Here is a 23,705-nt window from a genome sequence, read left to right as displayed (position 1 = left end):
GAGCGCAGAACTCAGTTCAGCTATCGCGGCAGATGAACTCGAATCGCGCACCGCCGCTTTCGCTGTCAGTCGCGATGACCTCCCAGTTGTGTGCGTCGACGATCTGTTCGACGATGCAGAGGCCGAATCCGGTCCCCTCATCGGCCGTCGAGTAGCCGGGTTCGAACAGGTCCGCGGTGCCGTCGGAAAAGCCCGTCCCGTCGTCCGTGACGTAGAACCCCCACGATTCCGTCCCGACAGTGACAGTCACGTCGTCGCCACCGTGTTCGATAGCGTTCCGAAAGAGGTTCTCGAGTAGTTCCAGCATCGCCCCCTCGTCGGCTTTGATGCTGTCGGCGGCCTCAGTTTCCAGCGTCGCGTCCTGTGTGTCGACCATCGACCAGGCCCGTTGCGAGAGGGTGCTGAGGTCGACTGTCTCGATCTCCTCCGGGTCGACGCCCTGTTTGGCGAGCACGAGCAAGTCGTCGATGAGCGTGTACATCCGGTCGATGCTCCGTTCGGCGCGCTCGAAGTGCGCGTCTTCCCCTGTCTCACGCGCGAGTTCGAGCGAGCCATCGAGGACGTCCAGCGGGTTCCGTAGGTCGTGACTAATCGCGTCCGAGAACCGCTCGAGGCGCTGGTTCTGTCGCTCGAGTTCCTGTTCGCGCTGTTTCCGCTCGGAGATGTCGCGAGTCGTCACGACGACGTGGTCTTCCAGCGGGCCGCTCTCGACCTGCTGGCCGCGGGACTCCGCCCAGATCCAGTCGCCGTCTGCGTGGCGATAGCGGTGTTCGATGACGGCGATATACCCCGGGTCGTCTATCATCTGGCCGAACTCGGTGAGGGCGTTCGAGAGGTCGTCCGGATGCACGTACTCGAAGAGGTCCGAGTCCTGCATTTCGTCTTGGTCGTAGCCGAGGACGCGTTCCACGGACGGACTGATGTACTCGACATTGCCTTGCTCGTCGAACACAGTGAGCACGTCGGAGGTGTGGGTGACGAACTGGTGAAACCGGGCCTCGAAGCGCGGTCGGTCGCTGACGTCGCGGGAGGTGAACACCAGGCAATCGCGGTCTGTCTCGGTGTCCGATGAGACGATGGTTTCGAGCCAGACCCAGTCGCCATCGGCGTTCCGGAACCGGTACTCGGCCCCGTCGTCGTCCCGTTCGCCCGCAAGCGTGGCAAGAACGCGATCCGTGTCCTCCGGGTGGACGAGATCCAGCCAGTTCGTGCCGACGAGCGACTCCATATCGTACCCTAACACGCGTTCGATCGCTGGGCTCACAAACCGTATTATCAGTTCGCCATCAGTAACTGTCAGTACTGATGGTGCCTCGGCTAACACCGCTTCGAAGTCATCAGTTGACGTGAGATACTGGTCTGGCATCAGGTTTGAGACGGGTCAGCGCCCGTAGTGGGACTATCCGTCGGGTCTAGTATCAGTAGTTGGTTCCTAAGTATTCACAGCGCGTGATATAATTCCATCGGATAGGTCAAGAATTCAGTCTCCCTGACAAGACGTCCCGATATCAGGAGCGAGATGCAACCCACTAGTGGAGCCATACTCGGTAACGCAACAGGGAGGCTTAAGTTTGGCTAATCCTAAGCCGAAACCACGCCAAGAGACACTCTCACAATGTACGAACACGATGTCATCGTGGTCGGCGCGGGTGGCGCTGGCCTCAGGGCGGCTATTGCAGCGGACGAAGAGGGTGCAGATGTGGCCCTCGTGACCAAGCTCCATCCAGTTCGGAGCCACACTGGTGCCGCGGAGGGTGGAATCAACGCCGCCCTTCAGGAAGGGGACTCCTGGGACCTCCACGCGTACGACACGATGAAGGGGTCAGACTATCTCGGCGACGCCCCTGCCATCGACACCTTCGCCAAGGACGCCCCGGAAGAGGTCATCCAGCTCGAACACTGGGGGATGCCCTTCTCCCGCGAGGACGACGGCCGCGTCTCCCAGCGGCCGTTCGGTGGCCTCTCCTATCCGCGGACGACGTACGCCGGTGCCGAGACCGGTCACCACCTGCTGCACACGATGTACGAGCAGGCGGTCAAGCGCGGCATCGAGGTGTACGACGAGTGGTACGTGACCCAGCTCGCGGTCACTGACCACGACGACCCCGAGGACCGCGTCTGTCACGGCTGTGTCGCCTACGACATCAAGTCCGGCGAGATTCAGGGCTTCCGCGCGAACAACGGCGTGATTCTCGCAACCGGCGGACTGGGCCAGGCCTTCGACCACACCACGAACGCCGTCGCCAACACCGGCGACGGCTGTGCGATGGCCTACCGCGCCGGCGTCCCGATGGAGGACATGGAGATGATCCAGTTCCACCCGACCACGCTGCCATCGACGGGCGTCCTCATCTCCGAAGGGGTCCGCGGCGAGGGTGGGATCCTCTACAACGACGACGAGGAGCGGTTCATGTTCGAGCACGGCTACGCCAACAACGAGGGGGAACTGGCCTCCCGTGACGTGGTCGCGCGTGCCGAACTGACTGAAGTCAACGAGGGCCGCGGCGTCGAGGACGAGTACGTCGATCTCGACATGCGCCACCTCGGCGAAGAGCGCATTCTCGACCGCCTGGAGAACATCCTCCACCTCGCGGAGGACTTCGAGGGCGTCGACGGCCTCGACGAGCCGATGCCGGTCAAGCCCGGCCAGCACTACGCCATGGGCGGCATCGAGTGCGACGAGAACGGCGAGACGTGCATCGACGGCCTCTACGCGGCCGGCGAGACGGCGTGTGTCTCGCTACACGGCGCGAACCGGCTCGGGGGTAACGCCCTGCCGGAACTGCTCGTGTTCGGGGCCCGCGCCGGCCACCACGCCGCCGGCAAGGACATGAAGACCGCCGAGATCCAGACCGGCCCCTCCGCCAAGAGCGAGCCCGGCGACGTGCAACCGCCGGTCGAACCCGGTGCCATCGACGCCGGCAGCGACGACGTCGCCGCCGACGGGGCGGCTGTCGAGCCAAAGGCGGTCCTCGAAAGCACCGTCGAGCAGGAGCGCCAGCGCGTCGAGACCCTCATCGAATCCGACGGCATCAACCACGCCGAGGTCCGCGCGGACGTGCAGGAGACGATGACCGAGAACGTCAACGTGTTCCGGACCGAAGCGGGTCTGGAGAAGGCCCTTCAGGACCTCCGGACGGCGCGCAAGGAGTACGAGAACGTCGCCGTCGAAGACCCGTCCCGGACCTACAACACGGACCTCATCCACACTATCGAGACCCGCAACATCCTCGACGTGGCAGAGGCCATCACGCTCGGCGCGCTCGCACGCGAGGAGTTCCGTGGCGCACACTGGCGTGCGGAGCACCAAGAACGCAAGGACGACGAGTGGATCAAGCACACGATGCTCGCCTGGAACGAGGGTACCCCCGAACTCTACTACAAGCCCGTCATCCTCGAAGGCGACGAGGAGACCTACGAGCCGAAAGTCCGGTCGTACTGACGACCTGACCACCGGCGACGATATCTGTTTCTGCGAGTTTCAGGGTGCGCCGACGAGGACGAACGTGCTCTCTGTGTCACCGTTGTGAATCGTTCGCTCCGCTTCCGGCGGGAGACTGATCGCATCGCCAGCAGCGAGGGCCACATCTTCGCCGTCAACCTCGACAGTCGCTTCTCCCTCGATAAGGACGTACACCTCCTCGTGGCCCTCGTCGGCGTGGTCGTGCGGTTTGCCGGTCCAGCCGGGGTCACAGTCCAGCACAGTGACGCCGACCTGCTCACAGTCCAGCGGGTCCCGGAGGAAGTGCATCGCATCGGCGACCGGTTCCACGTCGGTGTAGTTGACTTTCGTGTAGCTCACAGACACGGGTGTCGCCGGCCAACGCAAAATAAGTTGTTGTTACCCCAACAGGACACAGTGACGTACGCGAAACCCGATCCGTCCGGAAGCCGCTGCTGGGGACATGGAAACCGGCGCAAGCGCAGCCAGCGGGAGGCGTCGGCTCGCGGAAACACCCGGAATCATCACTTACTTGGTTGTCAGGAGCGTATTATAGATAGCTTGGAAGGGTGGCTCAGTGGTAGAGCGCTACCGACCAACATGCCAGAATCGGTTGGTGGTTACCCCGCAAAGGGCTCCGCGTGGTTCGACTCCCGCCCCTTCCATTTTCCGTCGGTTCGTCGTGAGCGGAGTAGCCGGCGCCGTGTGTGCCACACTGGCAAGTCGGATCTGACAGTTGAGCTGCCTGGAACTACCGTAGTGGGGGTGACTATGAGCTATCGGGTACGAAAACCGTCGGTGTGGAAGCCGACGCCTCACCAGAAGTGGAAAGGTAAGGAATGTGGGGGTGGGGGGTGGGGTGGTGCGGCACCAGTGTGGTGCCTATTGTGAGAGATGGGGGGAGATGTATAAAAAGCCATTGCTGCAATTATCATAGTTGATATCAGGGTGGGATGCTGTTGCCGGATTCCACACTACTGCGTAGAGAATTGGCGGAGAACCAACGGGATGACACTTGTCCCGGCAGTTACTTGTGGGTAAACAACACGACGTTCCCGTCGTTGATAGTCGTACAGAGGTCCATCTCGAAATCGAGATTGAGGGAGGTGAACTCCTGCTTGCAGACGACCATATCGTCGAACGGTTCTTCACAGGATGGACAGGCCACAGCCGTCGTGTTCTGGTAGGAAGCGATCGCCTCGTTGTCCTCGCGCGGGGTCAACGACGAGAGGAGTTCGTCAAAATCGTCCATGTTCGGGGAACCGCGGCCGTGCGGTATAAATCATGCGCCGCCCCAGCACCAAGATATTAAAGTTTACTTGTGATAATACAACTACAATGACTTCACCCGGTGGCGGAACACGCTTTGCGCTCGTCGCAGGAACGACCGAAACCGCGGGTCGGGCGGGGATTAGCGCCGCCGGAGCCGACCCCGAACTGATGTCGGTAACGCCCGCGGCAGACGCGGAGTTAGTGACCTACGGCACGCCAGTTCGGACGAGTGTGACACCGGTCAGTCCGAGCGGCTGTCCGACGCCGGCGCTGGTGACACGAGCCGTCCGGGACGTCCTGGGATTTGACGTCACTGTGGTCGACGGCGGACTGGCCGAGAAAACGGGCGCGCCGACAGTCTCCGTCGGCGCACGCCCGGGAAAGGACATCGCGGAGCAGGACCCGGTGTCGACGGCCCACGGGGCGTTCGCGGCCGCCCGACAGCTCGGGCAGGCACTCCCGGCCGACGAACTGTATCTGGGCGAAACCATTCCCGGCGGGACGACGACAGCCCTCGGGGTCTTTCGAGCGCTGGGCGAACCGGGAATGGTCTCCTCGTCGCTGCCGGAGAACCCGACCGAACAGAAGGAGAAACTGGTCGCCGAGGGCCTGCAGGCCAGTTCGCTGTCACCGGGCGACGCCGCAAACGAACCGAAGCGGGCCGTCCGCCGGATGGGTGACCCCGTCCTGGCAACGCTCGCTGGGCTGACCGCCGGAGCCGTCGAGAGCGATACCGCCGTAACGCTTGCCGGCGGCAGTCAGTGCGTCGCCGTCGCCGCGCTGGTCCGCCACGGCGGCTACGAGGGACCGCTTGGACTCGCGACGACGAGCTACGTGGCCGACGACGACAGCGCCGACGTGCGGGCGTCGGCTGACCGACTCGACCTCGACCTGACAGTAACGGACCCCGGCTTCGACCAGAGCGATCACGTCGCGATGGAGCGGTTCGTGGCCGGCGAGGCCAAGGAGGGGGTCGGCATGGGCGGCGCGCTGGCGCTCGCCGACCGCGCCGGCATCCCGATGGCGGAGGTTCGCGACCGCTTCGCGGCCATCTACGACGACCTGATCGGCGACGCGCCCACAGCGACGGCCGAGGAGGGAACGTGACGATGGAGGGGGTCGTCCTCGCCGGTACGAGCTCCGGCGTCGGCAAGACCGTTGCCACGCTGGCGACCCTGACAGCGCTCGAAGACGCCGGGTATCAGTCCCAGCCGGCCAAGGCCGGCCCGGACTTCATCGACCCGAGCCACCACGAGGCGCTCGTCGACACGCCCTCGCGAACGCTCGACCCCTGGCTCGCGGGCGAGGACGGGATGCGCCGGACCTACTGGCGCGGCGCGGGCGACATCTGCGTCGTGGAGGGCGTGATGGGCCTCTACGACGGGAGCAAGACGTCGACGGCAGCGGTCGCCGAGGGGCTGGACCTCCCGGTCGTTCTGGTCGTCGATGCGAAAGCCGGCATGGAGAGCGTCGCCGCGACGGCGCTGGGGTTCGCGCAGTACGCCGACCGCATCGGTGTCGAAATCGAGGTGGCTGGCATCCTCGCACAGCGCGCCCACGGCGGCCGACACGCCGACGGCATCAGGGATGCACTCCCCGAGGACCTCACCTACTTCGGCCGGATTCCGCCGATGTCGGACCTGGAGATTCCGGACCGCCATCTCGGGCTACATATGGGCTCAGAGGCCGGGCTCGACCGTGACGCACTCTCGACAGCGGCAGAGACCATCGATATCGAGCGGCTGGTCGAAACGGCACGGGCACCACCGGAAGTGGCGACTACGGAGCGAAATACTGGCGACTCGCCGGCTGACCGCCGGGTCGCCGTTGCACAGGACAGCGCGTTCTGTTTCATCTACCCCTCAGTACTCGAACGACTCCGGTCTGAGGCGTCCGTCGAGCCGTTCTCGCCGGTCGCCGGTGACTCAGTGCCTGATGCCGATGCGATATATCTGCCCGGCGGCTATCCAGAACTCCACGGAGAGTCGCTCGAAACCGGCGGCACACTCGACGAGATAGCCCGTCGTGCCGCCGACGGCGTCCCGGTCTACGGCGAGTGCGGCGGCCTGATGGCGCTGTCGGAGTCGCTGACGACGACCGACGGCGACACCTACGAGATGGCTGGCGTCCTCCCAGCAGAAATCGAGATGCAGGACCGGTATCAGGCGCTCGACCACGTAGAGCTAGCGGCGCAGTCAGACACCGTTACGGCTGCCGCCGGGAAACGACTCCGCGGACACGAGTTCCACTACTCCGCTGCGACCCTCGGCAGCGACGCGTCGTTCGCCTTCGACATGGTTCGGGGCGACGGCATCGACGGCGAACACGACGGGCTCACGGAATACAACACCGTTGGCACGTACTGCCACTGCCACGGAGAGAGCGGCGCGTTCGACCGTCTGCTGGCAGTGCCTTCGAGGGACCTCTGATTCGGGGTTCCGTCGTCAGACGTGTGGCTGACCGCCCGCAACCTTTTTTTCGACAGACAGCGTCGTTCTGATAATGAACGAGTTGCGCGACCTGCTCGGAGACCTGGTCGCAGACGTCGACGCCGTGTTCCTGTTTTCCCCGAACGCGTCGTTCTTCGAGGAGTTCGACGACGTTGACGAGGAAATCGTCGTCGTCGGCCCGGAGAACACCCTCGATGCGGAGCCGTTCGTCGAACTACCGATTGATTTCACTGACCTCGAAGGCCGTCTCCGCTTTGGTATCGAGGGCGCACTGGAGCAGGGCATCGTCGACGAGGGCGACGAGGTGCTCTGCGTGACAGAGGTGCTTGATGGGGCCGAGAACACGCTCGTGCGGGTCCAGACCAACGACTTCTCGCCCTCCGGCGTGTACGACATGTTCGTCAACTCCAGAGCGGACGCGAGCGTCGTCCGCGACGTCTTCGAGGTCGCCATCGAACTGGGGAAGAAAGGCCAGAAGGGCAAGCCCGTCGGCGCCCTGTTCGTCGTCGGCGACGCCGGGAAGGTGATGAACAAGTCCCGGCCGCTGTCGTACAACCCCTTCGAGAAATCGCACGTCCACGTCGGCGACCCCATCGTCAACGTGATGCTCAAGGAGTTCTCGCGGCTCGACGGCGCCTTCGTCATCTCGGACGCCGGCAAGATCGTCTCCGCGTATCGGTACCTCGAACCCTCCGCGGAAGGGGTCGACATCCCCAAGGGACTCGGCGCTCGGCACATGGCGGCCGGCGCGGTCACCCGTGACACCATGGCGACGGCTATCGTTCTCTCGGAGAGCGACGGGCTCGTACGGGCGTTCAAGGGCGGGGAACTGGTCCTCGAAATCGACCCCGAGGAGTACTGAGGATGCAGTTTGGTTTCGACTGGGCCACGATCATCCGGCAGGTGTTCTCGCCCCAGGGGACGTTCGTCTTTTCGCTCGTGGTACTGGCGGTGGGCATCGTTCTCGGCTATCTCGTCTGGCGCTCGTCCCGCCGGTTCATGCGCGAACTCGGTGTGCCGGAAGCGGTGGAGGGCACACCATTCGAGCGGACGGCAAGGGGGCTCGGAACGTCGACTGTCGGCATCGTCTCGAACCTTGCGGCGCTGTTCATCTACATCACGACGGTCACCGCCGTCCTCAACATCGCACAACTGACCGACCCGGAACTGTACTGGGCTCGCTTCACCTCGTTCCTCCCCGACCTGTTTATCGCCCTGTTCGCCGTTATCATCGGCCTCATTGCGGGCGATAAGGCCAAGCTCGTCGTCTCCGAGCGACTGCGCAGCGTCAAGATGCCGGAGGCGACGGTGCTACCCGAACTCGTCAAGTACAGCATCTTCTATCTGGCAGTGCTCATCGCGCTCGGGCAACTGGGCGTCGAGACCCTCGCCCTGCTCATTCTCCTCGGAGCGTACGCGTTCGGGCTGGTGTTCGTCTGCGGGCTGGCGCTGAAAGACATCCTGCAGGCCGGTGCGGCCGGTCTCTACCTCTTGCTGACAGAGCCATACAGCATCGGCGACGAGATCGTCATCGGCGACCAGAGCGGCATCGTTCAGGAGGTGGATATCCTCGTCACGCGTATCGAGAGCGACGGCGAGGAGTACATCATCCCGAACAAGCGTGTGTTCAATACAGGCATCGTCCGTATCCGGAGCTAAGCGGAGTTACGTTCCGTCAGTCGCCGCGTCGTCCTCGCCGAGCGGTTCGGCCGGGACGCCGGCGACGGTCGTTTCTGGGGGCACATCGTCTGCTACGAGCGAATTCGCCGCAACCTGTGCGCCCGCCCCAATCTCGACGCCGGGAAGGACGATTGCGCCCGCCCCGATCATCGCCCGTTCTCCGACGACGACCTCACCGGTGCGGTACTCGTCCTGCAGGAACTCGTGACACAGCAGCGTCGCGTCGTAGCCGATGATGGCGTGGTCCTCGACGGTGATGAGTTCCGGCCAGAACACGTCTGGCGTCGACTCCAGACCCCAGGCGACGCCGTCGCCGACGGTAACACCGAGCCGCGAGAGCAGCCAGTTCTTCAGCCGGAGGCTCGGCGAGATGCGACAGACGAGGATGACGACGTAGTTGACCATCACCCGGAGCGGGTGTTTGGCGTCCGGCCACGGGAACAGGGAGTTGTGCGGACCGGGCGTCGGGTGCTGGGTCAGACCGTCGTGTCGTGGACCACTCACGTCCGTCGTGTACGGGGCCGCGGTAATCAAACCCGTCGGCTCGCCGGCAGTCACCGCGTCCAGAACGTCGGCGTCAGCAGTACCAGCACGGGGACGATTTCGATTCGGCCGACCCACATCAGCAGTATCATCAGCACCTTGCTCGACCGGGCAAAGCCCTCGTAGGTCCCGTAGGGGCCGGCCTGTCCGAACGCCGGCCCGATGTTGAAGAACATCGACGCGGCGGCGCTGAGCGCCTCGAACTCAGTTATCGGTGCGCCCGCCCGCTCGCCGTCGGCCACGAGCAGGACAGTACCGAGTATAAAAAACACCAGCGCGACCAGCGTGTACGCATACACGTCGCGGACGGTGTCCTCATCGACGATTTCCCGTCCCAGTCGGACCGGGCGGACACTCCAACGGTGGGCCGAGACGTTCAGGTCCCGCCAGAAAGACTTGGTGACGATGAGCCAGCGTAGCGTCTTGATAGAGCAGGTGGTGCTCCCGGCCATCCCGCCGATGAACATCATCACGAAGAGGACGTTCTTCGCGCCGGCCGACCAGGTGTTGAAATCTGTCGAGGCGTAGCCCGTCGTCGTGATTATCGCAGCGGTCTGGAAGACAGCGTGGCGAACCGTCGCCCCGACGCCGCCGGTGAATCCCTGGTCGAGCACGAGCAGGCCGCCGATGAGCAGAGTACCGACCCCGAGAATCCCCAGGTAGAAGTGGAACTCCTCGCTGTTGCGCAGACGGTCGGTATTGCCCCGAACCAGTGCGTACAGCAGGATGAAGTTCGTCGCGCCGACAATCATGAACAGCGTCACCGCCCACTGGACGGCCGGCGAGAACGCGCCGATGCTCTCGGCCCGCGGGGAGAAGCCGGCCGTCGCGATGGCCGTGAAGGCGTGGGCGACTGCGTCGAAAAGCGTCATCTCCGGCGCGAGGCCGCTCGCACCCAGCGCGAATAGAATCGCCGCTGCGGCGGCTGTCAGGCCCAGGTACAGCAGGCCGAGGATGCGCGCGGTGTCGCCGATATCGGGGGTGAGCTTCGTGACGTTCTCCGTCCGCGTCTCGGTCTCCATGAGCTGTGCGCCGGCAACCGAGAGCCGCGAGAGCACTGCTGTCGCAAGGAGGAGGACGCCCAGCCCGCCGAGCCACTGGAGCACCTGCCGCCACATCAGCAGTGCCTGCGAGTGGATGTCGAAGTCCCGGATGACCGTCGCGCCCGTGGTGGTGATGCCGCTCATCCCCTCGAACAGGGCGTTGACCGGGCTGGCGAACACGCCCGTCCCCTCGATGTACAGCGGTATCGCGCCGACGACAGCGATGGACAGCCACGTCAGCGAGACAATCAGAAACGCCTCGCGGTCCTCGATGCGGTCGCGCTGGAGGTGAGCGAGCGCCGTACCGACACCGAGCGTAATCGCTATCGTAGCCAGATACGGGACCGGCGACTCCCCGTAGATGACGGCGACCAGAACAGGAATCGTCAGCGGGACAGCCAACCATTGCAGAATCGCGCCGAGAACGTTCAGCGACGACCGCACGTCGACAGTTGTCAGCGCCACCGGGGCTCACCGCCTCTCGCGTCGCCGTCGCGTGGCCGCTGACGCTGCCACCACGCGCTCAGTCCGCGCCGCCGCGGATGTCGTTCATGTGGTCGATGCGCTGCTGGACGAGGTCGGCCGTGCCGATGTCGTGGCGGACCCGAAGCCCCTCCGTGCCGGCCCGTTGGAGTGATGCCTCAGCGATGGCCTCTGCGTCGCCAATCGTTTCGGCCAGGCCGACGACGGCGTAGGAGCGCGACGTGGTCGTGTAGATGCCGTCCTCGCGGTCGTCGACGCTGGCGTAAAACAGCAGCGCCTCCGGGGCCGTCTCCGCGTCGTCGCCGGACTGCTCGCGGTGGTCCTGTACGACTTCCGCGATGACGTCGTCGTCGATGGTCACCTTCGCACCGGCGTCGGGATCGGTCGGGTAGCCGTCCGGGACGGCGTACTTGCAGACGGTCGCCATCGGGCGGAAAGAGAGTTGTGGCAGCGGCTCCTCGTCGCGTGCGGCGGTCAGTACGTCGAGGAAGTCTGTGTTGAGCACCGGCAGCGTGTTCATCGCCTCGGGGTCGCCGAAACGGGCGTTGAACTCCACGACCCGCGGCCCGGTCTCGGTGAGCATGAACTGGCCGTAGAGAACACCTTTGTAGCCCTCAAGCGCGTCGACGGTCGCCCGGAGCACGTCGACGGCGTCCATGTAGTCATCCTCGTCCATGAACGGCAGGTGGAGGCTGGAATCGGAGTAGCTCCCCATTCCGCCGGTGTTCGGTCCCTCGTCGCCCTCGTAGGCGCGCTTGTGGTCCTGAACTGCCGGCGTGACGCGCAGTTGGCCGTTGGCGACAAAGGCCTGCACCGTGAACTCCTCACCGACGAGGCGCTCTTCGAGGACGACCCGGTCGTAGTCGGAACTCCGGAGGTACTCTTTTGCCTCCTCGGCGGTACACTGGTCGCCGATGACACGGACGCCCTTGCCGCCGGTGAGGCCGGCGGGCTTGACCGCGAGGTCGCCGTCGTACTCGTCGATGTACTCGCAGGCGGCGTCCATGTCCTCGAACGTCTCGAAGTCCGGGCAGCCGGGGATGTCGTGCTCCCGCATGAACCGCCGCTGGAACGCCTTGTCCGTCTCGATGCGAGCCTCCGCCTCCTGTGGCCCGAAGGTGTAGACGCCGGCGTCGTCCAGCGCGTCGGCGACCCCGGCTGCAAGGGCCGCCTCGGGGCCGATGACGGCCAGCGTGGCGTCGACCTCCCGAGCGTAGGTCGTCACGGCCTTCGGATTGGTCGTGTCGAGTGCCTCGAAGCCGTCGGCGAGGGCGACGATGCCCGGGTTTCGGTTGCCGGCACAGGCGTACAGCTCCCCCGGTGAGTCCGCGAGCGAGCGCGCAATCGCGTGTTCCCGGCCGCCGCCACCCACGAGCAGCACTGTCTCTGACATACCCGAAGGCCGGATGGGCTCTCACGTAAGTATTGTCTTTTCGCCGGTTTTCGCTGACTGCGACGGTCGTTTCCACGTCGGGAGCGCTGTCGTGTACGGTCCGCCGGACCGAGACCGAGAGCTACTTTGCCCAACCTTGTGACGCACAGGTGCATGCCCTCGCCCCGCCCCTTCATCGACCCCGCTACAGGAGAATTGGAGACAGCCAGAATTATCTCCGAAGCCGTTCCGCTGGCGAAACTCATCGGCGTGTGCGTCACCGGGAGCCTCCCTCCCTACGCCATCGTGTTCTTCGGCTCGGAGAGTTCCGCACTGGGTGCATTACTGGCCCTACTCGGGGATTTTATCCTCGCCGTCGGAGCCGGCGTCGTTCTCATGTATGTCATCGCCCGTGGCATCCAACTGGCTGGCGAGTGAGGCACCGCTGCCGGCGTCGCGTTCCTTTTCACCGCGGCGCTCCCAGCCAGAGGTATGAGCGACGCCACGGACCCGACGGCCCGAAACCGACTCGACGAGGCGGAGAGTCCGTATCTCCGCCAGCATGCGGACAACCCCGTCAACTGGCAGCCCTGGGACGAAACGGCCCTGGAAGCCGCCAAAGAGCGGGGCGTGCCCATCTTCCTGTCCATCGGTTACGCGGCGTGTCACTGGTGTCACGTCATGGAGGAGGAGAGCTTCGAGAACGAGGCCATCGCCGAGCAACTCAACGAGAACTTCGTCCCGATAAAGGTCGACCGCGAGGAGCGCCCAGACCTCGATTCGGTGTACATGAGCATCTGCCAGCAGGTGACCGGCGGCGGTGGCTGGCCGCTGTCGGCCTGGCTCACGCCCGAGGGCGAGCCGTTCTACGTCGGGACCTACTTCCCGCCCGAGGAGAAGCGCGGCCAGCCGGGCTTTGGCGACCTGCTCCAGCGCCTCGCGGACTCGTGGGCGGACCCCGAACAGCGCGAGGAGATGGAGAACCGCGCCCGGCAGTGGACCGAGGCCATCGAGAGCGACCTCGAAGCGACGCCGGCCAACCCAGAGGACCCAGCGGAGGATATCATCCAGACCGCCGGAACCATCGCCCACCGCGGCGCGGACCGGCAGGACGGCGGCTGGGGCTCCGGCGGACCGAAGTTCCCCCAGAACGGACGGCTGCACGCACTGCTGCGAGCCTATTCCGATGGTGGTCAGCAGGACCACCTGAACGTCGTTCAGGAGACGCTGGACGTGATGGCCGACCGGGGGCTGTACGACCACGTCGGCGGGGGCTTCCACCGCTACGCGACGGACCAGCAGTGGGCCGTCCCGCACTTCGAGAAGATGCTGTACGACAACGCCGAGATCCCGCGGGCCTTCCTCGCCGGCTACCAGGCCATCGGCTCGGAGCGCTACGCGTCGGTCGTCCGGGAGACCTTCGAGTTCGTTCAGCGCGAACTGCAACACCCCGACGGGGGCTTTTTCAGTACGCTGGATGCCGAAAGTATCCCACCTGAAGATCCGGATGGCGACAGCGAGGAAGGGCTGTTCTACGTCTGGACGCCCGAGCAGGTCCACGACGCCGTCGACGACGAGACTGACGCTGACATCTTCTGTGACTACTACGGCGTCACTGAGCCGGGCAACTTCGAGGGGGCGACGGTGCTCGCCGTCCGGAAGCCGGTGTCGGTGCTGGCCGAAGAATACGAGCGAAGCGAGGACGAAATCACGGCGGGCCTCCAGCGCGCCCTAAACGAGACGTTCGAGGCCCGCAAAGAGCGGCCACGGCCGGCCCGCGACGAGAAGATTCTGGCCGGCTGGAACGGCCTGATGATTCGGGCGCTCGCCGAGGGGGCTATCGTCCTCGACGACGAGTACGCCGACGTGGCCGCCGACGCCCTCTCGTTCGTTCGAGAGCATCTGTGGGACGAGACCGAACAGCGTCTCAATCGCCGCTACAAGGACGGCGACGTGGCCATCGACGGCTATCTGGAGGACTACGCGTTCCTCGGCCGCGGCGCGCTGACGCTGTTCGAGGCGACCGGCGACGTGGACCACCTCGCGTTCGCGATGGACCTTGGCCAGGCCATCACGGAGGCCTTCTGGGACGACGACGAGGGCACGCTGTTTTTCACGCCGACCGGCGGCGAATCACTGGTCGCGCGGCCGCAGGAACTGACCGACCAGTCGACGCCCTCCAGTACCGGCGTCGCTGTCGACCTCCTGCTGTCGCTGTCACATTTCAGCGACGACGACCGCTTCGAGGAGGTCGCCGAGCGAGTCCTCCGGACCCACGCCGACCGCGTCTCCTCGAACCCCCTCCAGCACGCCTCGCTCACGCTGGCGACGGACACCTACGAGCAGGGCGCGCTGGAGCTGACGCTGGTCGGCGACCAGTCCGATTATCCGAGCGAGTGGACGGAGACCCTCGCAGAGCGGTACGTCCCGCGCCGCCTGCTGGCTCACCGACCGGCCGACGAGGGCCGGTTCGAGCAGTGGCTCGACGCGCTCGAACTGGACGAGGCCCCGCCCATCTGGGCCGGCCGCGAGCCGGTCGACGGCGATCCGACGGTGTACGCCTGCCGGAACTTCGCCTGTTCGCCGCCGAAACACGATCTCGGGACGGCGTTAGACTGGGGCGCAACGGCCGACGAAGCAGAGTAACCTCACGCCATCGCGTCTTCGATCTGGTCGGCGAGCGACANNAGATGTGTATAAGAGACAGGTCGGGATGAGTTCGATGTCGTACTCCTCGACATGTGGGCCGGTCTTCGAGCCGTCGTCTTCCTTCTCGACGGGGTAGTGGTGAATCTGGGCGTCCGGGATATGGGCGGCTTTCAGGGCCGCCCCGAAGTCGGGGAGCTGGGCCCGGCAGTCCTTGCACCAGTCGCCGCCCCATATCTTGTACTCGAATTCGTCAGCGTAGCGTGTGAGAACGTCGACGGTGTCGGAGTAGGCGTCTTCGACCCACACCGGATTCGGCTCCATGGTTTCGAGCGTCTGACTCATGGCTGGCTGTATGTATTCAGGGGGCTTGAAATCCCCGGCCGTAGATTTTGCGCTTCAGACGCGCTCCAACCGTTAAATCGTCGTTTCAGTCGATAGCGAGGCAGACGCGCTAGCGGTCGACTGTCGCAGTCGTCCGAATATCCCGCGAGGACCGGCCGATTTCGACTGTGTAGGTCCCGGTATCGACTGTCCAGCCGGAATCCGTGTCGTACCGCGAAAACGCCAGATCGTCCAATGTCAGTTCCACCGTCTGTCGTTCGCCGGCGTCCAACTGCACGGCTTCGAACCCGGCGAGTTCACGCTCCGGGCGGTCGACGTCGTCCACGGACGGCGGTCGGACGTAGGCCTGGACCACCTCCCGGCCCGGCCTGTCGCCGACGTTCTCGACGGGGACTGCGACAGTCTGCTCGGCCGTTGCTTCGGCATCGCCGTATTCGAACGTCGCGTACGAGTGGCCGTGGCCGAACGGATAGGTCGGGTCCACGTCCGCGTCGTCGAAGTGCCGGTAGCCGACGAACACGCCCTCGTCGTAGTGGACTTCGTCGTCAACGCCGGGGTAGCGGCGGTCGCTCCCCGCGGTCGGGTACTCGCTTTCCGGGGCGAAGGTGACCGGGAGTCGGCCGCTCGGGTCGCGGTCGCCGTAGAGGACGGCGGCCACCGCGTCGCCGTCCGCCTGGCCGGGGTACCACTGTTCGAGGACCGCGGCCACGTCCTCCCGCCACGGAAGTTCTACGGGGCCGCCGGACCTGATGACGACCACGGTGTTCTCGTTGGCCGCGGCGACGGCCGAAACGAGTTCGTCCTGCTGGCCCGGCAGCGCCAGCGATTCGCGGTCCCGCGCCTCCGTCGTCGCGTCGCGGACGAACACCACGGCGACATCAGCGTTCTCGGCGGCCGTGACAGCGTCGTCGAGCGACGGCTCCCGGTCGGCTGTGTCGCCAGCCGCACCGTCGGCTTCGTCGTCCTCGCCGACGAACGGCAGGAGGTCGAACAGCGAGACGGAGTCGATTCGCGGCACGCCGAACGCCGACGAGACCGCTCCCTCGGCGCGAGAGTCGATCCCGTCGAGCGGGGTAACCGAGTGGACCGGCGTCGTCTCAGAGGACCCGCCACCGCCCAGTTTCGGCTCGTCGATGTTCGGCCCGATGACGGCCACGTCCGCCCCGTCATCCAGCGGCAGGACGCCGTCGTTGTCGAGCAACACGGTTCCGCGGGCCGCCGCGTCCGCGGCGATATCCCGGTGCCGCTGGCTGTCGAGTTCGCCCGCCAGCGCGTCGCTGCTTTCACCGGCTTCGGCAGCAGTCCGATTACTGTCCAGCCGCTCGAATCGGTCCATCTGGCCGAGAATCCGCCGAACCATGTCGTCCAGCCGGCCGGCCGGGACTTCGCCGCCGTCGATGGCATCGGCGAGCGGGTCGCCGAACAGGCCCGCCCGCGTTGCGTCCGGGATGCCGTCGGGCCACTCGAAACCCTCGTCGCCATCCGCGGTGTCGCTGTCGGCGGCTTCCGCTGCGCCGGGGGCCGCCACCCCGGGCATCTCCAGGTCCAGTCCCGCGTTCGCCGCGCCGACGGTGCTCTCCAGTCCGTACCAGTCCGAGACGACGTAGCCGTCGAACCCCCACTCGCCTTTGAGCACGTCTCCGACGAGGCGCTCGTGGTCACTCATGTGCGTGCCGTTCACGCGGTTGTACGCCGTCATCACCGAACCGACGCCAGCGTCGACGGCCGCGCGGAACGGCGGGAGATACAGCTCCCGGAGCGTGCGCTCGTCCACTTCGGCGCTAACGGTCGTGCGGTGCATCTCCTGATTGTTGGCGACGAAGTGTTTCACCGTGGCGACGACATCAGCGGACTGGATGCCGTCGATGAGGCCGGCCCCGACAACGCCGGCGTGGACGGGGTCCTCGGAAAGATACTCGAAGTTGCGACCGCAGTGTGGAACACGAATGATGTTCACGCCCGGCGCGAGCAGCGCGTCCTGTCCGAGCGCCACCGCTTCGCGGCCCATCGCCGCGCCCTGTCGCCGAGCCAGGTCGGGGTCGAACGTCGCCGCGGTCGCAATCGACGCCGGAAAGGCGGTCGCACACTGTCCTTCGGCTCGGATGCCCAGCGGCCCGTCGACGAGGCGAAACGGCGGAATCCCGGCCGCCTCGACGCCAGAGATGTATCCCGTCGCCGTGCCTTCCGGGTCGGTTGCGCCGCGAACGAGGGCGAGTTTCTGTTCGCGGGACAGCCGGGCGAGTACCGCACCAATGTGGTCGTCGTCAGCCATATCGCAGTTCACAGCCGAGCGGGCCTTATACTGTCGGCTGCTCAGGACGTCGTCTCAGACAGCTGTGTCGGCTTTGTTTCGAGCCCCGAGATAACGAGTTTCGCGCCGCCAGGCTGGCTCTCCGTCATCTCGACGTCCCACCCGTGGGACTCGACGACGTGCTGGACGATGGCCAGTCCGAGGCCGGTTCCCGACTCGGAACTGGTGACGCCGTGCGTGAATATCTCTTCTCGTTCCTCGGGCGGCACGCCGGGGCCGTTGTCGCTGATCGTGAACCCGTCCGGGGTGGCGTCAACGCGTATCGTTACCCCCGCGCCGCCGTGTCCCACACTGTCGTCGGCCCCCGTCCGACTGCTCGTGGAACCATGTTCCACACTGTTCCGGAACACGTTCTCGAACAGTTGGAGGAGCTGGTCGCGGTCCCCGACGATCACCCTGTCGCCGTCGATTCGCAGGGTCGCCTCGCCGGTGTCGACGTGGCCCCAGGCCGCCTTCGCCAGCGCCGAGAGCTGTAGCTCGACCCTGTCGGTCGTCTTTTCGTCGCGGGCGAAGGCGAGTACTTCGTCGATGAGGCTACTCATCCGGTCGTGGGCCTCCTCGACACGGTCGAACTCCTCGGGGTCGTTTCGTTCCCGGGCCAGCGCCAGTCGACCAGAGGCCACGTTCAGCGGGTTCCGCAAGTCGTGGGAGAGGACAGCGGCGAACTGGTCGAGTTGCTGGTTCCGGCGTTCGAGTTCCCGCTCGCGCTCTTTTTGCTCGGTGATTTCGTGAATGAGAAACACCCGCCCGACCAGCGCGTCGTGGGAGTCATACAGCGGGGTGAGTTGGACGTCGAAAAACCGGTCGCGCTGCTCGATGACGGCCTGCGTTTCCTCGGCGTCGTCGTTCAGACCGCGGTACTTTTCGAGTAGCTCGGGCGACGTTTCGAGCGCGTCGTCGACGGACTGCCCGACGATAGTTTCGTCTCCGAGCAGTTTCCGGCCGACGTCGTTGGCCTCGATTATCGTATCGTCCGTATCGACGACGAACACGGCGCTGTTGAGGGATTCGACGACCTCCCGGTAGGCGACCGGCGAGATGTCAAGCAGTCGCCCTTTGAAAAACGCCCACGAGAGGATCATCCCGGTCCCTGCCAACAGCAGTGGCGTGAGTTCGATTCGGGTGCTGGCGAAGATGCTGACGACGCTCCCGAACCACGGGAGCACGATAGCCAGTAGGACGGCGTACACCTGCTTTCCGTAGAGGTCCCCCGAGTTGAGCGCGTAGTGAATGATGAGCGCGCTCGAAACAGCGATGAGGATATAGGAGTACACGAGATGGCCCCAGAACACCGGCCCGCCAACGATTTCCCAGCCGTATATACCCGTTTCCGTTGGGCCGGATACAGTGTATATCAGCCCGTCAGGGCCGGTGAACAGCGCAGTAAAGAACGTGATTGGCTCGATACTCAGGAGTGCGTAGGTCCACCGATTGAGATAGCGGGCGCGGTCGGTGTAGGCCAGCGCGAACACGAACAACCCGGCTATCGCGGGCATCACGCCGACGTACAGGCCGTACGCGAAGAGGAGGGCCACGTCGGTCCCGCGTGTCAAGACGCCGACTGCGACACAGAGGTCCCATATCGAGAGCCCGGCGAGCAGAACAGAGAGCGCGGTCCCGCCGGGAGAGTCACGCTGGCTCCACGCGTACACCGACAGCGTCCCGAGGACAACGGCCACGATAAGCAATATGAAGGCGTATACAACGAGCAGCGCGGCCATTGGCGTATAATCCGGCCCTGCGAGTAAATGGGTTCCGCCCAGTTCGAGGGATTTACCCACTCGCTCGGCATACCGGCAGGTATGCCTGTCGACAAGCAGGAGTTCGACGAGATACTGTCGTTCGAGCTCCACGAACCTGCGGACATTCTCGACGCCGACAAACTGTACACCATCCCGGAAATCGCCCGCCTCCTGCAGGGCCTCCCGGCGGACGCCGAACTCAGCGAGGCCAACGAGTCGGTGTTCATCGACTGGGCCATCCCGTGGATGATCTTCAATCAGGACGACCTCGTCATCGCCGACCCGCAGGACGACGACGTCGTCGGGCTGTACGGCCTCGCAGAGTCATGAAGCTCCTCGTCGCCGGCAGCGACCGGGTCGACGCGGGCAAAACCACGTTCAGCGTCGGCCTGCTGGAGCGGACCAGCGCCCAGGGGTTCAAGCCCAGAGCGGGCAACAACTACTGGTTCGACCACGACGACTACCAGCGAGCGACGAGCGAGGGGCGGCTGTACGGCAAGGACGCAAAGCGCCTCGCAGCCGCGTCACCGAGCGATGTCGCTCCAGAGGAGATCAACCCGATTCACCGCCTCTGGCACCCCTCGCCGGGGGCCGAGACGGGGCTGCTCGGCAAGGAAAACCAGCAGTTCGTCGTCGACCGGGTCGGTCGCCCGAGTTCCGAAACCGGCGTCGAATACGTCGTCAACGGGACCGTCGACCTGCCGGAGTCCGTTTCCGAACGACTCCCACTTGCTAACGCGCCACGGGTCACCTCCATCGCCGATTTCAACGACCTGATGCGGGTGATGCACGTCGAGGCGCTCGATTCGCTCGCCGCGGATATCGAAGCGACGGACCGGGCGGTCGTCGAGTCCTACGGCGACGTGGCCCGGCCGCTGTCGGGCATCGAACCGGACGCCGTGGCCGTCGTCGAGCCGGGCCGAGCCCGCATCTACGACGGCGACCGGTACAGCAAGGCCTGCCAGATCGCCACCGGCGGCCCCGGCGATGGCCAACTGGAGGAACGGGTGCCGAACGTCGTCGACCTCATCGAGCAGGTCGCCGCGGTGCGCCTGCCCGCGCTCGACAGCGAGCAGCGCGGTGACCCGGCGGCTGTCGCCGATGCGTACGATCACGCCTACGACGCGCTGCTGGCCTGTGCGTTCGACTAAAACTATCGCTCAGCCGCAGCCTCAGAACTTCGCGGCTTGCAGCGCCAGTTCGATGTCCTGATACGGCGCGTCGGTGACGCTCGGCCCGTGGCCGGTGTGCATCTCCTGTAGGTCCTCGTCGACAACCGACAGCACCCGCTCGATACTGTCGACGAGCAGACTACGGTCGCCTTCGTCGAGGTCGGTCCGGCCGAAGCTCCCGTTGGCGAATACGAGGTCGCCGGCGAACAGGACGCCGGCTTCGTCCGAGTAGAAGCAGAGGTGGTCGTTCTTGTGGCCGGGCGTGTGTAGCGCTTGGTAGTCGTGGTCGCCCAACTGTATCGTTCCGTCGTCGGCGATGGCGTGCTCGACGCCGTCCTGGTCCGTGTCGTAGCCGTACACCGGCACGTCGAAGGCGTCGACGACGCTGTCGAGGTTCTCGACGTGGTCGTAGTGGGTGTGGGTGACCGCGACAGCGTCGATGTCGTCGACGTGTTCTTCGACGGCCGACACCACGTCGAACTCGTTGCCGACGTCGACCAGAACGGTTCGGTCCCCGGTGACGAGGAACACGTTGCTCGTGAAGGCCTGCTGTCCACGGGCGAGGTTTCGAATCATTACCCGCCTATTGGCCGTCGTCCCGGATGTGGGTATCGTTCTGTCACCGGCCGAGACACGCTGCACGCCCGCACCCACAGGGCTATGTACGTGGATATGCAAACGGGGGATAGTAGAACATTATGTCAGATTCGGACCTACCTGTGGTGCTTATCGTCGAAGACGAACCAGATGTTGCCGAGACGTACAAACTGTGGCTGCAACAGGAGTACGAGGTCCGCATGGCACAGAACGGCGACGAGGGCCTGGAGCAACTGGACGCGGATGTCGACGTCGTGCTGCTCGACCGGATGATGCCTGGGCTCTCCGGGGACGAAGTGCTGGAGCGTATTCGCGAGCGGAAGCTGGGCTGTCGGGTGGCGATGGTCACCGCCGTCGAGCCGGACTTCGATATTCTGGAGATGGGCTTTGACGCATACCTCTCGAAGCCGATCCGGAGCGAACAGCTCCACGAGACGGTCGACAATCTGCTCGACCTGTCTCTTATACACANCTCTGAGTACGACTCTCTGCTGCAGGAGTACTACGCGCTCGTCGAGAAGCAAGCGACGCTGGAAGCGACGAAATCGAGCGCAGAGCTGGCGGAGAGCGACCAGTACGACGAACTGACCCAGAGAGTCGCGGAGATGCGAGACGACCTCTCGGAGACACTCGGTGGCATCGAAGACGACTCCGATTTCATCGCAACGCTTCGCGGACTGAGCGACGATGAAGACAACTGAGCGACAAACAATGTATGATCTCACCTCAGTACTAGAGTTCGATGCGCTCAGTGAGGTCCGGCCAGGGTCCAGCATCCTGATCTCCGGCCCAGCAATGAGCGGGAAGGAACGACTCGCATACGATATTCTCGCCGATGGTCTGCGAAAGGACGACGGCGCAGTGGTCGTGACGACCGGTGACGGCGCGGGGAGCGTCGTCGAAGAGTTCCGGTCGCTCGTGCCCGACCTCGACGACTCCCAGCTCGGTGTCATCGACTGCCGGGGCGAAGGTGGCACGGACGAGGCGGCAATCGGCAACGCCCACGCCCACCACGTCTCTTCGCCCGGTGATCTCACCGGCATCGGTATCGGCATCACGAAGGCGCTGGAGGGGCTGCACAACGCCGGCAACGAACAGGGCCGTCTGGCTCTCGTCTCGCTGTCGACGATGCTTACCTACACGGACAAGAAGACCGTGTTCAAGTTCTGTCACGTGCTGTCCTCGCGGCTGGACTCCGCGGGCTACATTGGCGTGTTTACCATCGACTCGGGAGCCCACGACGACCAGACACTGCAGGTCATCAAGCAGGCGTTCGACGGGATGATCGACGTGCGCGACGCCGAGGGCGGCGGCCGCGAGGCCCGCGTGCTCGGCCTCGCCGGCGAGCCGACCGACTGGCAGGACATCTGAGTACGTCGCCATCCGCAGGCGGTCCGAACCCCGTGTCGGTCCGGGAAGGAAGTATTTTGCCGCTCCGGTTCACCCACCCGATATGGACGTAAAGCTGCTCGAAGCGACAGACGACCCCGAGGATCTCATCTGCAAGGCTGCACGCAACGACTACAGCGACACCTCCGTCGGCAGCCAGTCGTTCGAAGCGACAATGGCTGAGGTCGACGGGGATACCCTTGACGATAAAAAGGAGACGCTCATCGGCCACCTGCTCGACCACGGCCACTTCGGCCCGTTCGAGCACGCGCAGGCGACCTTCGCCGTGGAGGGCGTCTCCCGCTCCTGTATGGCCCAGATCACCCGCCACCGACACGTCTCCTTCGACGTGCAGTCGATGCGGTACGTCTCCTTCGACGACGTGGACCCCGAAGCCGTCCGCGAGGGCGAACTGGTCGTGACGCCGCCGTCCGCGACGGACCCGGACTGGATCGGCCGGAACCAGCAGAAAGCGAGCGTCTCCGACGAGGAGTTCGAGAAGCGCACGGAAATATTCAAAGACACCATCGAACAGGCGGTCGAATCGTACCAGGAGCTGCTCGAACTGGGAATGCCGCCGGAAGACGCTCGGTTCGTGCTGCCAATCGGCACCAAGGTGAACATCGTGATGTCGATGAACGCCCGGATGCTGATGCACGTCGCGGACATGCGAGCCGCGGCGGACGCACAGTGGGAGATCAGAGAGATGACCGAGGAGATGCTCGACCTGGCGGCCGACTGGTGTCCCAAGACCTTCGACTACTACGAGCGGGAGATGAAGGGACGCAAGAACCGGCTCGCACCCTGACAGATCCGGCACTTCTCGCGGTGGTTCAGAACAGCTGTCTCCGGTCGCGGGCATCGACAATTGTTGAATCGACCTTGATACTCACAACGGCAATAGCGAGACACGAGCCGTTTTGTTGCGTCAACGACCGGATCTCAGAGTATCAAAAGACGAAACGAGTACGACACATTCATTACCGCACATCCTAGATAAACAATTGTGTCTTACGAGGTTGAACGTCCCACCCGTCGGTCGGGCACTGCGTCTGATGTGATGTGTGCTGTCGACGATGTCGACGGCCAGCAGCGGTTCGTCATCGCCGATATTGCCCACGATGACATCTGGATTTCGATGGTAGCGGACGAGACCTGTACACTTACAGCCTGGCGATAGCGGGCCACCACCGGCTGTGACGGATTCTTGTAGATAGC

General features: G+C 64.8%; 23 protein-coding genes and 1 tRNA gene. 14 read left to right on the top strand and 10 right to left on the bottom strand.

What is annotated here, in order from left to right:
- Nucleotides 1-16: 16 nt before the first annotated feature.
- Nucleotides 17-1,366 (bottom strand): PAS domain S-box protein, encoded by a 1,350-nt coding sequence (locus C442_RS06625; protein ID WP_008308926.1) that lies wholly within the window; start codon nucleotides 1,364-1,366, stop codon nucleotides 17-19.
- Between the two features lie 249 nt (nucleotides 1,367-1,615).
- On the opposite strand from C442_RS06625, the gene C442_RS06620 reads away from it, so the two are divergent.
- On the top strand, nucleotides 1,616-3,442 hold the full coding sequence (locus C442_RS06620; protein WP_008308925.1) for an FAD-binding protein: 1,827 nt from the start codon (nucleotides 1,616-1,618) through the stop codon (nucleotides 3,440-3,442).
- Between the two features lie 39 nt (nucleotides 3,443-3,481).
- Here C442_RS06620 and C442_RS06615 read toward each other — a convergent pair whose 3' ends face one another.
- Entirely contained in the window at nucleotides 3,482-3,802 is a 321-nt protein-coding gene (locus C442_RS06615; RefSeq protein ID WP_008308924.1) for a cupin domain-containing protein, read from the bottom strand.
- 203 nt (nucleotides 3,803-4,005) lie between these two features.
- Between C442_RS06615 and C442_RS06610 the strand changes: the two genes are divergently transcribed.
- Nucleotides 4,006-4,107, top strand: a tRNA-OTHER gene (locus tag C442_RS06610).
- Nucleotides 4,108-4,469: 362 nt separating this feature from the next.
- On the opposite strand, the gene C442_RS06605 is transcribed toward C442_RS06610, so the two are convergent.
- Entirely contained in the window at nucleotides 4,470-4,694 is a 225-nt protein-coding gene (locus C442_RS06605) for a DUF7385 family protein (RefSeq protein WP_004592515.1), read from the bottom strand.
- A gap of 86 nt (nucleotides 4,695-4,780) precedes the next feature.
- On the opposite strand from C442_RS06605, the gene C442_RS06600 reads away from it, so the two are divergent.
- The 4 genes from C442_RS06600 (at nucleotide 4,781) to C442_RS06585 (ending at nucleotide 8,823) form a co-directional block, all read left to right on the top strand.
- A complete protein-coding gene (locus C442_RS06600; RefSeq protein ID WP_008308922.1) occupies nucleotides 4,781-5,821 on the top strand; it encodes a nicotinate-nucleotide--dimethylbenzimidazole phosphoribosyltransferase in 1,041 nt (346 codons plus the stop codon).
- A 2-nt stretch (nucleotides 5,822-5,823) separates the two neighbouring features.
- On the top strand, nucleotides 5,824-7,143 hold the full coding sequence (locus tag C442_RS06595) for a cobyrinic acid a,c-diamide synthase (protein ID WP_008308920.1): 1,320 nt from the start codon (nucleotides 5,824-5,826) through the stop codon (nucleotides 7,141-7,143).
- Between the two features lie 73 nt (nucleotides 7,144-7,216).
- A complete protein-coding gene (gene dacZ / locus C442_RS06590; protein ID WP_004960990.1) occupies nucleotides 7,217-8,026 on the top strand; it encodes a diadenylate cyclase DacZ in 810 nt (269 codons plus the stop codon).
- Between the two features lie 2 nt (nucleotides 8,027-8,028).
- The gene (locus C442_RS06585; protein WP_008308916.1) at nucleotides 8,029-8,823 is read left to right on the top strand and encodes a mechanosensitive ion channel domain-containing protein; all 795 of its coding nucleotides are present in this window, start codon (nucleotides 8,029-8,031) and stop codon (nucleotides 8,821-8,823) included.
- A 6-nt stretch (nucleotides 8,824-8,829) separates the two neighbouring features.
- On the opposite strand, the gene C442_RS06580 is transcribed toward C442_RS06585, so the two are convergent.
- Genes C442_RS06580 through purD form a run of 3 tightly spaced genes read right to left on the bottom strand, consistent with a single transcriptional unit; the run spans nucleotide 8,830 to nucleotide 12,306 of the window.
- The gene (locus C442_RS06580; protein ID WP_193363405.1) at nucleotides 8,830-9,378 is read right to left on the bottom strand and encodes an acyltransferase; all 549 of its coding nucleotides are present in this window, start codon (nucleotides 9,376-9,378) and stop codon (nucleotides 8,830-8,832) included.
- A gap of 20 nt (nucleotides 9,379-9,398) precedes the next feature.
- On the bottom strand, nucleotides 9,399-10,895 hold the full coding sequence (locus tag C442_RS06575) for a TrkH family potassium uptake protein (protein WP_008308912.1): 1,497 nt from the start codon (nucleotides 10,893-10,895) through the stop codon (nucleotides 9,399-9,401).
- Between the two features lie 58 nt (nucleotides 10,896-10,953).
- Entirely contained in the window at nucleotides 10,954-12,306 is a 1,353-nt protein-coding gene (purD, locus tag C442_RS06570) for a phosphoribosylamine--glycine ligase (RefSeq protein WP_008308910.1), read from the bottom strand.
- Nucleotides 12,307-12,459: 153 nt separating this feature from the next.
- Here purD and C442_RS06565 point away from each other — a divergent pair, with 153 nt between their 5' ends.
- Nucleotides 12,460-12,723, top strand: a complete 264-nt coding sequence (locus tag C442_RS06565; protein ID WP_008308908.1) for a hypothetical protein — start codon at nucleotides 12,460-12,462, stop codon at nucleotides 12,721-12,723.
- Nucleotides 12,724-12,777: 54 nt separating this feature from the next.
- The gene (locus tag C442_RS06560) at nucleotides 12,778-14,931 is read left to right on the top strand and encodes a thioredoxin domain-containing protein (RefSeq protein WP_008308907.1); all 2,154 of its coding nucleotides are present in this window, start codon (nucleotides 12,778-12,780) and stop codon (nucleotides 14,929-14,931) included.
- On the opposite strand, the gene C442_RS06555 is transcribed toward C442_RS06560, so the two are convergent.
- The 3 genes from C442_RS06555 to C442_RS06545 all read right to left on the bottom strand — a co-directional run bounded on the left by C442_RS06555 (nucleotide 14,896) and on the right by C442_RS06545 (nucleotide 19,308).
- Nucleotides 14,896-15,276 (bottom strand): hypothetical protein, encoded by a 381-nt coding sequence (locus C442_RS06555; RefSeq protein ID WP_008308905.1) that lies wholly within the window; start codon nucleotides 15,274-15,276, stop codon nucleotides 14,896-14,898. The two genes, C442_RS06560 and C442_RS06555, sit on opposite strands and share 36 nt — an antisense overlap.
- Before the next feature lie 109 nt (nucleotides 15,277-15,385).
- Complete coding sequence (locus C442_RS06550) at nucleotides 15,386-17,548, bottom strand: beta-glucosidase (protein WP_049942879.1); 2,163 nt, start codon at nucleotides 17,546-17,548, stop codon at nucleotides 15,386-15,388.
- 41 nt (nucleotides 17,549-17,589) lie between these two features.
- On the bottom strand, nucleotides 17,590-19,308 hold the full coding sequence (locus C442_RS06545; protein WP_008308903.1) for a histidine kinase N-terminal 7TM domain-containing protein: 1,719 nt from the start codon (nucleotides 19,306-19,308) through the stop codon (nucleotides 17,590-17,592).
- Nucleotides 19,309-19,335: 27 nt separating this feature from the next.
- Between C442_RS06545 and C442_RS06540 the strand changes: the two genes are divergently transcribed.
- A complete protein-coding gene (locus tag C442_RS06540) occupies nucleotides 19,336-19,659 on the top strand; it encodes a DUF5827 family protein (RefSeq protein WP_080504296.1) in 324 nt (107 codons plus the stop codon).
- The gene (locus tag C442_RS06535; protein ID WP_008308901.1) at nucleotides 19,656-20,480 is read left to right on the top strand and encodes a hypothetical protein; all 825 of its coding nucleotides are present in this window, start codon (nucleotides 19,656-19,658) and stop codon (nucleotides 20,478-20,480) included. Before C442_RS06540 ends, C442_RS06535 begins: the two co-directional genes overlap by 4 nt.
- Nucleotides 20,481-20,501: 21 nt before the next feature.
- On the opposite strand, the gene C442_RS06530 is transcribed toward C442_RS06535, so the two are convergent.
- The gene (locus C442_RS06530) at nucleotides 20,502-21,077 is read right to left on the bottom strand and encodes an MBL fold metallo-hydrolase (RefSeq protein WP_008308900.1); all 576 of its coding nucleotides are present in this window, start codon (nucleotides 21,075-21,077) and stop codon (nucleotides 20,502-20,504) included.
- 122 nt (nucleotides 21,078-21,199) lie between these two features.
- Between C442_RS06530 and C442_RS06525 the strand changes: the two genes are divergently transcribed.
- The 4 genes from C442_RS06525 (at nucleotide 21,200) to C442_RS22060 (ending at nucleotide 23,667) form a co-directional block, all read left to right on the top strand.
- Nucleotides 21,200-21,799 carry a response regulator transcription factor gene (locus C442_RS06525; protein WP_049942878.1) on the top strand — a complete coding sequence of 200 codons (600 nt, stop codon included), beginning with the start codon at nucleotides 21,200-21,202 and terminating at the stop codon, nucleotides 21,797-21,799.
- Nucleotides 21,800-21,809: 10 nt separating this feature from the next.
- Nucleotides 21,810-22,469: an RAD55 family ATPase gene (locus tag C442_RS06520; protein ID WP_008308898.1), complete on the top strand. Its 660-nt coding sequence runs from the start codon at nucleotides 21,810-21,812 to the stop codon at nucleotides 22,467-22,469.
- 82 nt (nucleotides 22,470-22,551) lie between these two features.
- Nucleotides 22,552-23,295, top strand: a complete 744-nt coding sequence (gene thyX, locus C442_RS06515; RefSeq protein ID WP_008308896.1) for an FAD-dependent thymidylate synthase — start codon at nucleotides 22,552-22,554, stop codon at nucleotides 23,293-23,295.
- Nucleotides 23,296-23,493: 198 nt separating this feature from the next.
- A complete protein-coding gene (locus C442_RS22060) occupies nucleotides 23,494-23,667 on the top strand; it encodes a DUF7556 family protein (protein ID WP_155120743.1) in 174 nt (57 codons plus the stop codon).
- Nucleotides 23,668-23,705: the final 38 nt, after the last annotated feature.

It is taken from the genome of Haloarcula amylolytica JCM 13557 (genome assembly GCF_000336615.1).
Lineage (GTDB): Archaea > Halobacteriota > Halobacteria > Halobacteriales > Haloarculaceae > Haloarcula > Haloarcula amylolytica.
The sequence above is the reverse complement of the archived record's forward strand: the minus strand, read 5'-3'. Positions and strand labels throughout refer to the sequence as shown.